Consider the following 14,708-nt stretch of genomic DNA (forward strand, 5'->3'; position numbering starts at 1 on the left):
CCTGTTCAATTGCAGGTGAGAGCGCCGTAGGCGGCGTTGAGGGTCACGCCGGACACGGTCGCGGTGGCCGTGCCGGCCGGGATCGCGGCGCTGCGCACCGCGAAGGACTGATAGGCGTCGGCTTTGACCCCGGCAAAGGCCTTGCTGCCGTACGGGGTGTCCAGCGTGATGTCGAGGGCGTCGGCGCCGGAGTTGTGCGCGTTCACCGCGAGGTACGCCTTCCCCGCGATGCACCGGGGTGCGGCGGTGACGGTGACCGGCACGACCACCGTTCCGGGGTCGTCGGCGAAGACCCGCCACTCGGTGACCGCGACCGCCGAGTAGGTGGTGCCGTTGGAGTTGGCGTTGATGGTGGCCCGCAGCCGCGAGGTGGTGACCGGCGTGAAGGCGACCGTGTTGAACGCCGTCGAGCTGGTGCCATAGGTGGTCACCCCGGCGACGTCCTGGAACGCGCTGCCGTCCCAGTACTGGAGTTTCCAGCCGTCCGGTTCGGCCACCCCGTCGCCGGTGCCCTTGTTGGAGTCGCGCCAGAACTTCAGCTCGGCCCCGGTGAGCCGGATCGGCCGGGCCCAGTCGTACTGGATCCACTGGGTCGCCGCCCGGGTCCCGGACCAGGTCCCCCAGATCTGCGCCTGGCCGGGGTTGGCCACGTCGGCGTTGTCGTTGAGCGCGGTGACGCTGTTCCAGCCCGCGGTGTAGGAGGCGGTCGGCACCGCGATCGGCCCGACGTTGCCGGACAGCGGCCCGGACAGGTCGGCCGGGATGGTCGCCGTCTTGGCCGTCTCCAGGTTGCCGGCGTTGTCGGTAGCCCGGAAAGACACCGTGTGTTTGTTCGAGTCGGCCGCCGCGATCTTGCCGGAATAGAGAGTCCACGCCCCGCCGTCGATCGCGTATTCGACGCGAGCAACGCCCGACGTGACATCGGTGGCCGCGACCGTGACGGCGCGGTCGGCAACGGAAGAAGTGCTGACCGGCACGGTGGCGTCGATCTTCACCGGAAGCGAGGCCGCGGCCGACTTGTTGCCGGCCCGGTCGGTGGCGGTCGCGGTGACGGTGTGCTGCCCGTCCCCGCTGACCGAAACGTCGGTGTAGCGCACCGAATCCACCGATGCGACAGCACCGCCGTCAACCGCGGTGGCGATAGTCATCCGGCCACCGCGATCGTCCACGGCCGCCGCCCGCACCTTGACCGCCGACCGGTACCAGCCGCTGGTCCCGGCACTGCCGCTCGGCGTGAGCGTCAGCGTCGGCGCGGTCACGTCACCGGCGGTGTCCCCGGGCGAGATGACCGTGACGGTCGCGGTGACCTTCCCGGCCGCGTAGCCGAGCACACTTCCCTGCACCTGGAACGTTCCCGGCGAGTCGGTGACGATCGGATCCCAGTAGACCGGCACCTGCAGGGTCTCGGAGCCGAAGACCACCGGAGTCGTGCCCGGCAGCTCGGTCTCACCGGTCTCCACCACCAGCGACGGCGAGGCGACCGAGGACGGCTGGGCGGCCAGGATCTTCCACTCCTCGACCGCGACGGCCGAGTACGTGCTGCCATTGGTGGACGCGTCGAACGTGGCCCGCACCTGCGTGGTGGTGACCGCGTCGAACGTCGTGTTCTGGAAGCCTGAGGTCGCGGTCGGATAACCGCTCGGGTTGGGCACGTCGGCCCACTGCGCGGTGGCCAGGTTCCAGTACTGGATCTTCCACTTGGCCGGGGCGGCCACGCCGACACCGGTCCCCTGGGCCTGGTCGTTCCAGAAGTCGATCTGCGACCCGGAAATCCGCATCGGCTGGTCCCAGGTGTACTGGACCCACTGCTGCGGCGGGTTGCTACCGGTCCAGGTGCCCCACATGTCCGGCGGCAGCGGGTTGCCGCGGACGATCTCGTCGTTCAGCGACTTCACCCAGTACTGCGTGGGCACCGGGTCGTTGGAGACGGTGACCTTGGCTTCCTGGGCGATGTTGGCCCGCGGCGTCCGGTCGCGCTGCTTGACCGGCGTCTGCACGACCTGCTTCATCCGCGGCGGCGACAGGGTGTCGTCCCACTCCACCTTGTCGATCGCCACCGACCGCCGGAAGTGCCCGCCACCAGCGGCGTCAGCCGTGTGATACGTGATGTACCACTGGCCCTTGTACTGGATGATCCCCGGATGTGACGTCGTCGAGGAGACCGGCGTGAGCACGGTTCCGCGGTAGGTCCACGGCCCCTCGGGCGCGGACGCGGTCGCGTAGGCGATGCACGCGTGATAGTTGGCCGGCGTGCAGGCCGACGTGGGCCCGGCGTTGTTCCCGGCGTACGCCAGGTAGTAGGTGCCGTTCCGTTCGAAGATCCAGGGAGCCTCGAAGAACCCGGTCAGCCCGGTAATGGATTTCTGGGTGCCGACCGGCGTCTTCATGTCCGCCTGATACTCGAGCCAGCGCAGCTGCCCGAACGTTCCCCAGTAGACGAACACCCGCTGGCCGGAGACCAGGATGGTCGGGTCGATGTTCTGGATGTCGTTGGTGCTCGGCACCCGCTGCGAGATCAGCGGCCCGCCGAGGTAGTCGGTCCACGGCCCGGTCGGGCTGTCCGAGACGGCCAGGCCGATCGCGAACTTGTCGGCCGCCGTGGAAACGCGTTCGCTGACCGGCAGGTACCAGTAGTAGCGCCCGTCCGGGCCCTTGACGACCTGTCCGGCGTAGGCGCGACCGGCGGTGGCCCAGCTGAACAGGGTCTCCGGCCGGGCCAGGGACGGGTAGTGGGTCCAGGTGCCGGCGGCGACGTCGGAGGTGCGGAACGCGCCCCACTCGTTCATCTGGAAGTCGTTGGTGGTCGGGCCGGCCTCGTCGTGGCCGGTGTAGATGTACAGCTGGTCGTCGGCGACAAGCGGCGCCGGGTCGGCCGAGTAGTAGGTGCCGTCGGCCAGGATCGGGTTGCCGGCGTGCGTGAAGGTGTACGGGTCAGCAGCCAGGGCGGGCGAAGCGGGCACAGCAATCAGCCCGGCCACGACCATCCCGCAGACCGCCGCGAAGCGGAGCAGTCTCAAGGTGCCGTTCTCCTAAAGCCAAGAGGGGGTGGGGGTGCCCCGCCATGGGCACCCCCACCAGGGGGCGGGTCTAGCTACAGGTGGCCGCGCCGTACGGCGCTTCGATCTCGGTGGTGACCGAACCGCCGGTGACCTTCACGGTCGCGCTGCCGGCGGCCACGAGCGTGGCCCGCGAGTTGAACTGCTGATAGGCGGTCTTCCCAGGGGCAACTGCCAAAACCTTCTTCGAGCCGTACGGCGTAATCAGCTCGATATCCAGCGGGACAGAGTCGGCGTTGACCGCGTTCACGGCGACGTACACCTTGCCGCCGACGCACGAGGTCTTGGCCTGGACCTGGACGTCGAAGGCCGGCTCCGGGGTGCCCGGGACGTCGTAGACCTCCCACTCCTGCACACCGGGAGCGCCCTTGCCCTCCTCGGTGCCGCTGGAGGTGAGCAGCGCCCGCAACTTCGTGGTGGTCACCTTGTCGAAGGTCACCGTGTTCCACGCGGTCGCCGAGGTGCCGTAGGCACTGGCACCCGTGACGTCCTTCCAGGCCGTCCCGTCCCAGTACTGCAGCTTCCAGGAAGCGGGCGGGGCAACCCCGGCGCCGGATTCGTCGATGTCCTGGATGAACCAGACCCGGCTGCGGTCGACGGTTACCGGCGCCGCCCAGTCCAGCTGGATCCACTGCTCGCCGACCTGCGGCCAGGTGTTCCAGACATCGGTGTTCGGTCCGACCGGCCCGGTCGGCTGGACGCCGTCGGCGATGTTGTCGGCGGTGAGCCAGCCCGGCGTGTACGACGCGGACGCCGTGCCGGTGCGGGCCACGTTGACCGGCGCCTGCCCGGCCGCGACTTCGAGGGTCCCGGTGACCGACGTGTTGCCGGCCTTGTCGACCGCGCGATAGTCCACAGTGGTGGCCGACGACCCGATCGGCACCGGGGCACCGGCGGTGGTCCAGTCCTGGGTGACCGCGCCGCCGACGGTGAGGCGGTACTGCACCGCCGCCACGCCGGAGCCGGTGTCCGCGCCGGTGATGACCACCGAGCGGCTGGCCGCGACGAGCGATGCGGCCGCCGTCGGAACGGTCTTGTCGATGCCGACCTCGACCTGGGTGACCGGCGAGACGTTGCCGGCCTTGTCGGTGGCCCGCGCCTTGACCACGGTCGAGCCCTCGGCGGTGATCGTGATCGGTGCGGTGTACGCCGCGAAGGCGCCCGACCCGACCGCGATCTCGATCTTCGGGCTGCTGTCCTGGTTGTCGGTGGCGTTCGCGGTCACCTTGACGTTGCTGAACGTCCAGCCGGTCGGCAGCGCCGGGTCGGTGGACAGCACGGTGATCGGCGGAGCCTCGTCCTTCGGACCGCCGTCGCCGACCACCACGGTCGCGGTGGCGGTCTTGTCGGTGCCGGCCACCTGGCCGGTCACGTCGAAGGTCCCGGACTTTTCCAGAGACGCCGGGTCGATCGCGGCCCAGGTGACGCCGATGCCGCTCTGCCGGGAACCGTCGTTGTAGCCGACGGTGACCCCGCTCGGCAGCGCCGGTGCGACGCCGACCTTGGTGGTGACGGTGACCGGGTCGATCGTGTTGATCTGCACCGGATCGCTGCCCCGGACCCACACGTGGGCGGTGGCGTTCAGCGTGGTGCCGTTGACGAAGCCGGAGACCGTGAAGTCACCGACCGCCGCCACCTTGGCCGCGTCGACCTGACCCCAGGCCACCGCGACCGGCAGGGTGCTGCCGTCCGCGTAGGTCACCTGGACCGTGGCCGGCAGGGTGGGCAGCACGCCGACCTGGGTGCGGGCGTCCACGCCGTGGATCGAGCCGGCCGCGGCCGCGAAGACCCGCCATTCCGAAACCCCGACCGCCGAGTACGCCGTGCCGGCCGCATTGGGCAGCGCGTTGAAGGTGGCGCGCAGCCGCGTGGTGGTGACCGCGTCGAACGACACCTTGTTGGTGCTGCCGCGGACCGCCGGGTCGAAACCGGTCGCCCCGGTCACGTCCTTGAACGCGGTCCCGTCCCAGTACTGCACCTTCCAGGACTTCGGTACGGCTACGCCGCTGCCGCCGGTGGTGGAGTCCGACCAGAAATCAATGGAAGCCTTGTCCACCCGTACGGCCGAGGGGAAGTCGTATTGCAACCAGCGGGTGGCCGGCTCGCTGCCGGTCCAGGTCCCCCAGAGGTCGGTCTGGGCACCGCCGGTGAACAACGACGGCTTGCCGTCGTTGACCGCGGCCACCGCGTTCCAGCCGGCCGTGAAGCTGGCCGTCGGGGTCGCCGTCGAGGCGACGTTGATCTCGCCCTCGCTCAGCGCGGTCGCCTGCACCACGACGTCCTTGGTCGCGGTCGCCGTGCCGTTGCTGACGGTCAGCCGCAGCGTGTAGCGGCCGGACTTGGTGAACCGGGCCACCGTGCTGGGCGCGTTGGCCGGTTCGAAGGCGGCCGAGCCGCCGTCCGGCGCGTCCACCACGGTCCACACCGAGGTGAGCGCGGTGCCGGGGTTGCCGTCGTCCTGCGCGGTGCCGAGCAGCCGGACCGAACCGGCCTGGCTGTACGACGAGTCCAGCCACGCGTCGGCCAGCGGCGGCGCGTTGACCGCCGCCGGCGCGGCCACCCCGCTGTCGTAGGCCTGGACCTCCTTGATCGCGGTCTTGAAGCCGGGCGCGTGCTGCACGGTGATCCGCAGCTTCGTGGCGTCGAGCGAGGGGAACCGGACCTGGTTGAGGTTGCCGCGCGGGTAGGCCGGCACCCGGGTCTGACTCGGGATCGTCTTCCAGCCGTCACCGTTGTCGTACTGCACGGTGAACTGCGAGGGCGCCGAGTAACCGGCGACGGTCGCGGTGGTGGAGGACTTGTAGAAGTAGACGCGGACGTCGTCGATCTTCTTCGAACCGCCCAGGTCGATGTCGATCGAGTCGGACGCGTTCGGCGATCCCACCGTGCCCCAGAAGGGCTCGTTGACGGTGGTGCCGTCGACCGCGCCGGCCGGGCCGCGACCGCTCGCCGAGAAGGAAGCGGTGGCCGCCTTGCCCTGCGCGACGTCGGGCTTGCCGGTGACGATCTCGGCGCCGGCCTTGGCCATCACGTCCACGATCCGGGCGTCGGCCGGGAACCGGACGTCCTGCGGCGCCTGAATTTCGTTCTGCGCGTGGGTAAGCAACGTGACACCGGGTGCCGCCTCGACGGTGCCGGTCGCCGGGTCGTACACGAGCTTGCCGAGCTTGTTCGCGGTGAAGGCCAGCTGGCCGTCGAGGTAGACCGAGTAACCCTCGGGCACGTCGGCGCCGTAGTACTTGGTGCCACCGGGCGCGTCCCAGACGACCGTCAGGTCCTTGTCGCGGTAGCGGATGTTGTTGGCGGTGAAGTGGTCCCAGCCGATGTCGATCGGGTCGAGCTCCACCTTCGCGTCGTCGCGGGGGCGCAGGCCCATCGCGTCCTCGATGACGGTGAAGTTGGTGGCACCCAGGATCGTGTGGTGGATCCACGAGCGGTAGTTGATCGCGCCGCCGCCGGCGGTGGTGCCGTCGGCCCAGAACTCGTTCTGGTCCGGGTACCGGTTGTCGCCGCCCTGGTAGTGCGCGAACGCGTTCCAGTACAGCAGCTTCTTGTAGTAGTCGGCGTTGAGGTACTGCGACGGGTAGTTGCGCAGCGCCGAGGACAGCATCCGGAACGTCACCGTCGAGTTGATGACGGAGAAGTTGTTGCTGCCCGGGTCCCCCGCCGCCGCCGCGGCGGCCTTGTCGGCCTGGTTAGCGGTAGTGAACGGGAAGATCGGGTACTGGGTGTCGTCGGCGAACAGGCGCAGCGCCTCGACGTACGGCTGGGTGTAGTCCGCGTCGCCCGGCTTCGGCATCAGGCCCACGGCGTACGGGTAATAGTTGTTGATCTCTTTCCACGGCACCTTCTCGTTGCCGTTGACCAGGCTGTGCTTGAGAAGGTTGCCCTTGAGGCCCATGACGTCCGGGGTGGACTGGGCCGGCTCCCACAGGTACTGCAGCACGGCGGCCTTGATGTTGGCGGCGAACTGCTCCATCTCGGCGGCCTTGGCGGTGTTGCCGACCGTCCGGTACGCGGCGGCCGAGGCCTTCGCGTTGGAGTACAGGTACGCGTTCTCGGCCCGGTCCATGTTGCCGGACTTCCAGTCGAACGACACCGCGTCGGCGTCGTTGCCGGTCATCGCGCCCCAGTTGTACTCGATGAGGCCGTTGCCGTTGGTGTCGTACGCCTGCTGGAGGCCCTTGACGTCGTTCTCGGCGTACTTCGCGAGGTTGCCCGCGATCGCCGCCGGCCCGCCATGTAGCTGGTACGAGCGCCAGGCCGCCTCGGAGATGTACTCGGTGTAGCTGTTCGACCAGTTGGCCGGGTCGCCCGGGTTGTCGACGTACTTCGAGCTCTTGGCGACCTCACCGGCGGAAACCCACGGACCGTACGAGTAGACCGGGTCCCGGAAGTACTTGAGGTCGTCGACGAACATGCCGACGGTCAGCACGATGGCGTTGTTGTAGCCGAGCACGCCCTCCATCGACGTCGGGAACTGGTAGTCGTTACCCGGCAGGTCGGCGTCGAGGAAGTTGTACCGCATCAGCCACCAGCGGTAGAACAGCGTCTTGTCGATGTTGTTCTCGGGCGTGTCCAGGTAGGGCACGTTGTCGGCCCACCACTTGTTGTACGTGGTGACCTGCTCGGTGTAGGCCGCTGCTGGGCTCAGACCTTTGTAATGCGCGTACTCCGTCGTGGAAGCCGGCTGCTCCTTGGTGGTGAAGCCCAACTGCAGCTTGGTCTTCGCCGCCCCACTGGCCGGCACCGCCATCGTCTGCTTGAGGGTGCCGTCGACCGGCGCGAAGCCGTCGCCGGAGAACCGCGGGAAGATCGTGGTGAGCTGGTTGAACGCGCGCACCGAGCCAGTCAGCTCGCCGCTGTCGTCGGCCACCGTCTTGGCGAACGCCGAGGTGGCGGTCAGCACCACGTTCTTGGCCGAGCCGTTGGTGCTGGACACGTCCAGGTTGGTCACCGCGACGTTGGCGTCGGTGATGAATTTGGTCTCGACGATCCGCAGGCCGTTCGCGGTGTTGTTGAAGACCCCGCGGAAGTAACTGGGGGTCTGCTTCCGCGACGCGGTGTCCTCGGTGAGGGTGACGTCGGTGCCGTTGATCGAGGCGGTGACCGTGTAGGCGCCCTGCCCACCGGAGATCGACTCGATGTAGGCGACCTCGCCGCCGAAGCCGAGCACGCCGGGGCTGTGCGTCTTCATGAACACGGCTTTGCCCCGGCTGAACAGGTACTGGTTCGCGTCGCCGTTCGAGCCACCCGGCAGGTTGCCGGTGCGGGCCAGCAACTTGTCGAACCAGAAGTCCTTGTCGGTGCCCGACCCGGCGCCGGCCGCGACGTCCGCGTCGAAGATGGCCTGGAGCTGGTTGCGGACGTGGTAGCCGGTTCCTTCGGCCGGCACCGGGTCGGTGTCGCCCTTGAACGTCGGGTACGGGGTGTCGGCGGTGGGTGCGGCGTGGGCAGCCGGGGGTAACAGGAATGTCGCGAGGACGGTCGCGACGATCCCTATGGGAGCGAATCTCACTTACTCGGTCCTTCCGTCGGCAAGAGGGAGCCAGACGCGCATGGTCGAGGGCCCGCGGCGGGCCCAGCGGTGGTAAGGACGCAGCGGGACGTCGACGGTCCCGGTGATGGCGGGTTCAAGCGCGATGCCGTACGGCCAGCCGTGTGCCGGCGGCTGGACGGTACGGCCGGTGACGACGACGGCACCGTCGCGTTCCTCGGCGTGCGGGAGTACCCGCAGGGCGTTCAGATCGACGCCCTCGGGCAGGTCAACGGACTCGGCGCAGAGCACGATCGGTCCGCGTTCGACGGCGACACAGCCGCGGATGGCATCGATGCGCGGGTCAGGCGCGGTGATGCGGGGTTGTACGGGAAGGTCGAGCACCACCACGTCGCCCGGTGCGAACTGGCGGTGCAGGTGGGCCCAGCCGGGTTCGACCGGCCGGCCGTCGAGGGTCGCGCCGGTGGCCCAGTGCGGGATTCGGAGGCTGAGGGTCCACGGGGAATCGGGCGCTTCGGTGATGCGTACAGCGATGCGCCCTTGATCGGGGTATTGGGTTTCGATCTCGCAGCCGAACCGGTCGGTGTTGATGGTGGCGGCGGCGTACTGGTGGATCTGGAGTCCGTCGTCGTCGACGGTGGCCAGGTAGGCGGCCAGGCTCGCGTAGGTGCGGGCCAGGTTGGTCGGGCAGCAGGACACCGCGAACCAGGGCGCACGCAGGCTGGACGCGGCCCGCGGGACCAGGACGTCCGGTTCCGGTTCGGTGCCGGGAGTCCGCTGGTGCAGGGTGTTGGTGTAGAAGAAGCCGCGGCCGTCGTCGGCCGGCGAGGTCGCGATGACGTTGAACAGGGTCCGCTCGATCAGGTCGCCGTATGCTGCATCGCCGTGCGCCAGCAAAAGGCGCCAGCTGAGCATCACCGACCCGATCGCGGCGCAGGTCTCCGAGTACGCCCGGTCGGGCGGCAGCATGAAGTCCTCGCCGAACGCCTCGTCCTGATGCCGGGAGCCCATGCCCCCGGTCAGGTACGTGCGCCGGGCCACCGTGTTGTGCCACTGCCGGGTCACGGCGTCGAGCAGCTCGGTGTCCCCGGTCTCCACGGCCACGTCCACGGTGCCGGCGGCCAGGTAGGTGGCCCGCACCGCGTGTCCGCGCAAGACCTCCGCCTCCCGCGTGGGCACGTCGTCCTGGAAGTAGGAGCGGCCGAACTCGATGTCGGCGAGCACCTGGGTCCCGCGGCGCTCCACGAACAGCTGGGCCTGTTCCAGGTAGCGGCGTTCGCCGGTGACCCGGTAGAGCTCGACCAGGGCAGGCTCGATCTCCGGGTGCCCGCACACCGCGACGATCCCGTCCGGCCCGAACATCTCGCAGACGTGGTCGGCGGCGCGCACGGCCACCCGGACCAGCTCGTCGTCGAGGCCGGCCACCCGGGCCCGGGCCACCGCGGCCTGGATCAGGTGCCCGTACGAGTAGATCTCGTGGCCCCACTCCAGGTCGCTGTAGCGCGGGGCCTGGCCGGACCGGCCGAAGTTGGTGTTCAGGTAGCCGTCCGGCTCCTGGGCGGCGGCGACCCGGCGCACGATGTCCTTGTACCGCATCTCCAGGTCGGCGTCGCCGGTCCGGCCGTACTCCCAGGACATCGCCTCGAGCAGCTTGTAGATCTCGGTGTCGGAGAACTCGCGGCCGCGGCGGGCGGCCGGCCCGACCTCGAAGTTGGCCAGCCAGCCGGCCTTCTCCAGCCAGTGTTCGATGTGGTCGAGGGATGCCGTCCGGTTGGTTTCCTGGCGCTGCTGCCAGAAACCGGGCTTCAGGGTGACCTCGCGTACGCCTAGAGGACGCAGCCGGCCGACGCTGGGGACAGTTGGGGTGGCGATGTTCTTCACGTGTGTCAACCCTTGAGTGCGCCGGACATGAACCCGCGGACGTAGTGCCGCTGGAGGGCGAGGAAGAGCACGATGCAGGGCAGGGCCAGCACGACCACGCCGGCTTCGGTGGCGCCGTAATCGACGATCCCCATCACCTGCTGCCGCATGTTGGCCACGGCCAGCGGCAGGGGCAGCTTCTCCGAGTCGCTGATCAGGACCAGCGGAGTGATGAAGTCGTTCCAGGCGGCCAGGAAGGCGAAGATGCCGACCGTCACCAGGCCGGGCCGGACGGCCGGCAGCAGGATGTGCCGCAGGGCCCGGAAGTTGCCGCAGCCGTCGATAAGCGCCGACTCGCGCAGCTCCCCCGGGATCGCCTCGAACGAGATGCGCATCATGAACACCGCGAACGGCAGCTGGAACATGGTCAGCACCAGCGACAACCCGATCAGCGAGTTCTGCAAGCCCAGGTCGTTGAGCAGCACGTACAGCGGGATCAGCAGGGTCGCGTACGGCACCATCAGGATCGCCAGGGTGACCAGGAACAGCGCGTTCTTGCCGGGGAACTTGAACATCCCGAACGCGTAGCCGCCGAACGCGGACACCGCGAGGGTGAACGCGACGGTCATCAGCGACACCGCGGTCGAGTTCAGCAGGTACTGCCCGATGCCGGCCTGATAGTTGGCCAGCGTCTGGTAGTTGCCGAAGCCCCAGCCGTGGATCTGTTTGGTGCCGGCCTGCGGGCTGACCGACGCCACCGCGGCCCAGACGAGCGGAAAAAGGAACAGCAGAGCCAGCGCGCCGGTCAGGACGCGCGAGGGGGTACGCAGCATCAGTTCTCCTTGCCGCGAAGGCCTCGGAACTGCACGACATTGATGATCAGCAGGGCGCCCAGCACCAGGATCGACAGCGCGGCCGCCCGGCCGAGGTCGTTGCGCCCCTGGAACGCCGAGTTGTAGACCAGCTGGACGATGGTGATGGTGCTGTTGTCCGGGCCGCCCTTGGTGAGGATGTAGAACTGGTCGAAGGCCAGCAGCGAGCCGGTGACGCACATGATCGTGCTGAGCGCCAGGGACGGCCGCAGCAGCGGCAGGGTGATCCGGCGGAACGTCTGCCAGCGGTTGGCGCCGTCCAGGGTGGCCGCCTCGTACACGTCGCCGGAAATGCTCTGCAGGCCGACCAGTAACAACAGCATGTAGAAGCCGGCGTACCGCCAGACGATCAGCGCCACGCTCGACCAGAGCGCCGACATCGGCGTACCCAGGAAGGAAATGGGTTTGTCGGTGAAGCCGAGCAGCGGGCTGCTCTGCGGCGAATAGAGGGCGTAGAACAGCAGCGAGGCGGAGGCCAGGCCGAGCGCCGACGGGATCAGGAAGGACGTACGCAGGAAGCCGGTCCAGCGGCTCGACTCCTGCACCAGCAGCGCCAGCCCGAGGGCCAGCACCAGCAGGATGACCGTGGTGACGACGGTGTACTTGACGGTGAACCACACCGCCGGCCACAGCAGCCGGTCATCGAGAGCGGACTGGAAGTTCTTCCCGGAGTTCCAGCCCTGGTCGCCGGTGAACAGCTTCCAGTCGGACACCGACATCCGGGCCACGATCCCGATCGGGATGACGAAGAAGATCAGGACGAAGGCGGCGGTGGGGGCGGCGTACCCCCACCCCGCCAGCGACGACGACCAGCGCCGCCGCCGGCTGGGGTGGGACTCCGCCGCGATCGCGGGGAGGCTGCGCACGGTCACTGCTGGCCGAGGGCCTGGGTGACGGCGTCGTTGTCCTTGTCCAGGTTGGCTCCATCGCCGTACACCTGGTTGCGGAAGAGGGTGACCCACGGGCTGCCCGGCGCGTTGAACGCCTGCTGGAAGTTGATCGCTACCGGGGTCTTGCTCTGCGCGTTGCCGGCCACCTCGTTGATCAGCGCGACCCGGGGGTCCTTGGCCGAGAAACTGTTGCTGGCCAGGTCGCTGCGGGCGACCGAGGTGTTGTTCGCGGCCAGCACGTCGACCTGGGCCTTCTCCGACATCAGCCAGGCCAGGAAGTTCCAGGACTGCGACGACTTCTTGGAATCCTTGGAGACACCGATGCCGTCACCACCGACGAAGGTGGAACCGCCGCCGCTGACACCCGGGATCGGGGCCACGCCGACCTTGACGGTCTTGTCCGCGGTGGGCAGCAGCGTCGCCGGGTACGGCATCACGCCGATCTTGCCCTCCTGGAAGGACGCGACCCAGGTGGCACCGGTCTCGTCCTTGGAGCCCGGGGCGATGGCGCCGGCCGCCTGCAGGTCGTGCCAGGTGCGGTAGACCTCCTTGGCCGCGGTGCCGTTGAGCAGCGACTTGGTGCCGTCGGAGTTCATCACGTCCTCGCCGCTGGCCCAGACCATCGGGAACCAGGTGAAGACGTTGCAGCCGCCGCAGTTGCCGCCGAAGTAGGTGCCGTTGACGCCCGGCTTGTTCAGCTTCTGCACGGCGAGCGCCTGGTCCTTGAATTCCTTCAAAGTGGTCGGCCCCTTCTCCGGGTCGAGACCGGCCTCGGAGTAGAGGTCCTTGTTCCAGAACATCACCGACAGATCAAGAACAAACGGCAGGACATACTTCTTGCTCTCGTACGTGCCGGCGTCCAGATGCGCCTTGTTGATCTTGTCGGCGTACGGGAGTGCGGCGATGCTGCCGGTCAGGTCGGCGAACAGTCCCGCCTTTGCCCAGTTGGGCACGTAGACGATGTCGGCCGCGAACAGATCGGGCAGATCGCCGCTGCCGGCCGCCGCACCCACCTTGGCGACGTAGTCGTCATTAGGGACGATCGTTAGCTTGACCTGGTTCTTGTGACTGGCGTTGTACGCCTCGACCAGAGCCTTGGCCTGCAGTTCCAGCGGCGCCCGGGTCCACAGCGTCAGCTCCGAGCCGTCGTCGACGCCATCGACGCCGGCCGCGGCCGGGGCGGCGCCCGAGCCCTTGTCGTCGTCGCCCCCGCCGCACGCGGTGAGGGCGGTCATGGCCAGTGCGGAGACGGCGATCCCGGCGATCGCCCTACGGATGGTGGTGGATATGTCGAACCGCACGATGTCCTCCGAAAGAAGATTTTCGGGCCGTTTCGGTGTTGACGTCTCGCCAGGTACTCTCATGAGCAGCTGAGGGGCGTTCCCGGGGGAGTTTGCGGAAGACCGAAAAGGTTTTCAGGAACGTAATACGGAGGAAAAACTGTTGTCAAGAGGCCCGATGGAGCCGGCATCCAGTGCGGACGGTCCACGCACGACCGGCCGATCTACGCTGCGTGACGTCGCCAAGCTCGCAGGCGTCTCGATCGCGACCGCGTCGAAGGCGCTCAACAACCAGCCGCAGGTCCGCGCCGAGACCCGTGCCAAGGTCATTCAGGCCGCCGAGCAGCTGTCCTTCTCACCGAACACCCTCGCGCAGGGCTTGATCACGCAGCGCAGCGGAACGGTCGGGCTGTTGACCTCCGACCTTGAGGGCCGTTTCTCCATTCCGATCCTGATGGGAGCCGAAGATGCCTTCGGTTCCGACCAGACGTCCGTCTTCCTGTGCGACGCCCGAGGAGATACCCTCCGCGAGCGCCACCACCTGCGGGCTCTGCTGTCCCGCCGGGTCGACGGGCTGATCGTGGTGGGGGCCCGGCCTGATGCGCGGCCGTCCCTCGGGCGCGACCTTCCGGTGCCGGTGATCTACGCGTACTCACCCTCGGACGATCCGGCCGATCTGTCTCTCGTCACCGACAACGTGGGGGGTGGGCGTCTGGCTGTTGACCATTTGATTCGGCATGGGCGGCGGCGGATCGCTCACATCTCTGGGGATCCGTCCTATGGGGCCGCTCAGGATCGGGCTCGGGGGGCGCTTGATCGGCTTGGTGAGGAAGGGCTGCCGCTCGCCGGCGACCAGGTTTGGTTCGGGGCATGGTCTGAGGCTTGGGGGCGGGGGGCTACTCGCATGCTGCTGCAGCGGGATCCGGATATTGATGCGATCTTCGCTGGGTCGGATGAGATTGCCCGGGGGGTGTTGGACGTGCTGCACCAGGAGAAACTCGCGGTGCCTACTCAGGTGGCAGTGATCGGCTTCGACAACTGGAACATCCTCGCCGTCAATGCTCGGCCGCCGTTGACCACTATCGACATGAACCTTGAGGCTCTGGGGCGTCTTGCTGCTCAGCGCCTTTTTTCGGCTATTGACGGGACTCTCGGCTCTGGGGTTGAGACTGTCGCTCCTCGGCTGATCACTCGGGAGTCGACTGCGCCGCTTGACTGAGGCCTTGGCTCTCTTGCGCTGGGACGATTTGGGG

The 14,708-nt window shown here is 68.3% G+C and carries 7 protein-coding genes; 1 reads left to right on the forward strand and 6 read right to left on the reverse strand.

The features are described 5' to 3' along the window. Positions 1-5: 5 nt before the first annotated feature. The 6 genes from Ate02nite_RS32360 to Ate02nite_RS32385 all read right to left on the reverse strand — a co-directional run bounded on the left by Ate02nite_RS32360 (position 6) and on the right by Ate02nite_RS32385 (position 13,476). Positions 6-3,017 (reverse strand): family 43 glycosylhydrolase, encoded by a 3,012-nt coding sequence (locus Ate02nite_RS32360; protein WP_239147856.1) that lies wholly within the window; start codon positions 3,015-3,017, stop codon positions 6-8. 70 nt (positions 3,018-3,087) lie between these two features. Further along, the gene (locus Ate02nite_RS32365) at positions 3,088-8,574 is read right to left on the reverse strand and encodes an OmpL47-type beta-barrel domain-containing protein (RefSeq protein WP_203811640.1); all 5,487 of its coding nucleotides are present in this window, start codon (positions 8,572-8,574) and stop codon (positions 3,088-3,090) included. Then, entirely contained in the window at positions 8,575-10,434 is a 1,860-nt protein-coding gene (locus Ate02nite_RS32370; protein ID WP_239147857.1) for a glycoside hydrolase family 127 protein, read from the reverse strand. 5 nt (positions 10,435-10,439) lie between these two features. Then, positions 10,440-11,246: a carbohydrate ABC transporter permease gene (locus tag Ate02nite_RS32375; protein ID WP_203811642.1), complete on the reverse strand. Its 807-nt coding sequence runs from the start codon at positions 11,244-11,246 to the stop codon at positions 10,440-10,442. Continuing rightward, complete coding sequence (locus Ate02nite_RS32380; RefSeq protein WP_239147858.1) at positions 11,246-12,151, reverse strand: carbohydrate ABC transporter permease; 906 nt, start codon at positions 12,149-12,151, stop codon at positions 11,246-11,248. The genes Ate02nite_RS32375 and Ate02nite_RS32380 overlap by 1 nt, the downstream gene beginning before the upstream one ends. A 2-nt stretch (positions 12,152-12,153) precedes the next feature. Then, positions 12,154-13,476: an ABC transporter substrate-binding protein gene (locus Ate02nite_RS32385; RefSeq protein WP_239147859.1), complete on the reverse strand. Its 1,323-nt coding sequence runs from the start codon at positions 13,474-13,476 to the stop codon at positions 12,154-12,156. 157 nt (positions 13,477-13,633) lie between these two features. On the opposite strand from Ate02nite_RS32385, the gene Ate02nite_RS32390 reads away from it, so the two are divergent. Then, positions 13,634-14,674: a LacI family DNA-binding transcriptional regulator gene (locus Ate02nite_RS32390; RefSeq protein ID WP_203811644.1), complete on the forward strand. Its 1,041-nt coding sequence runs from the start codon at positions 13,634-13,636 to the stop codon at positions 14,672-14,674. The last annotated feature ends 34 nt before the right edge of the window (positions 14,675-14,708 follow it).

The sequence above is a fragment of the Paractinoplanes tereljensis genome, assembly GCF_016862435.1.
Taxonomy (GTDB): domain Bacteria; phylum Actinomycetota; class Actinomycetes; order Mycobacteriales; family Micromonosporaceae; genus Actinoplanes; species Actinoplanes tereljensis.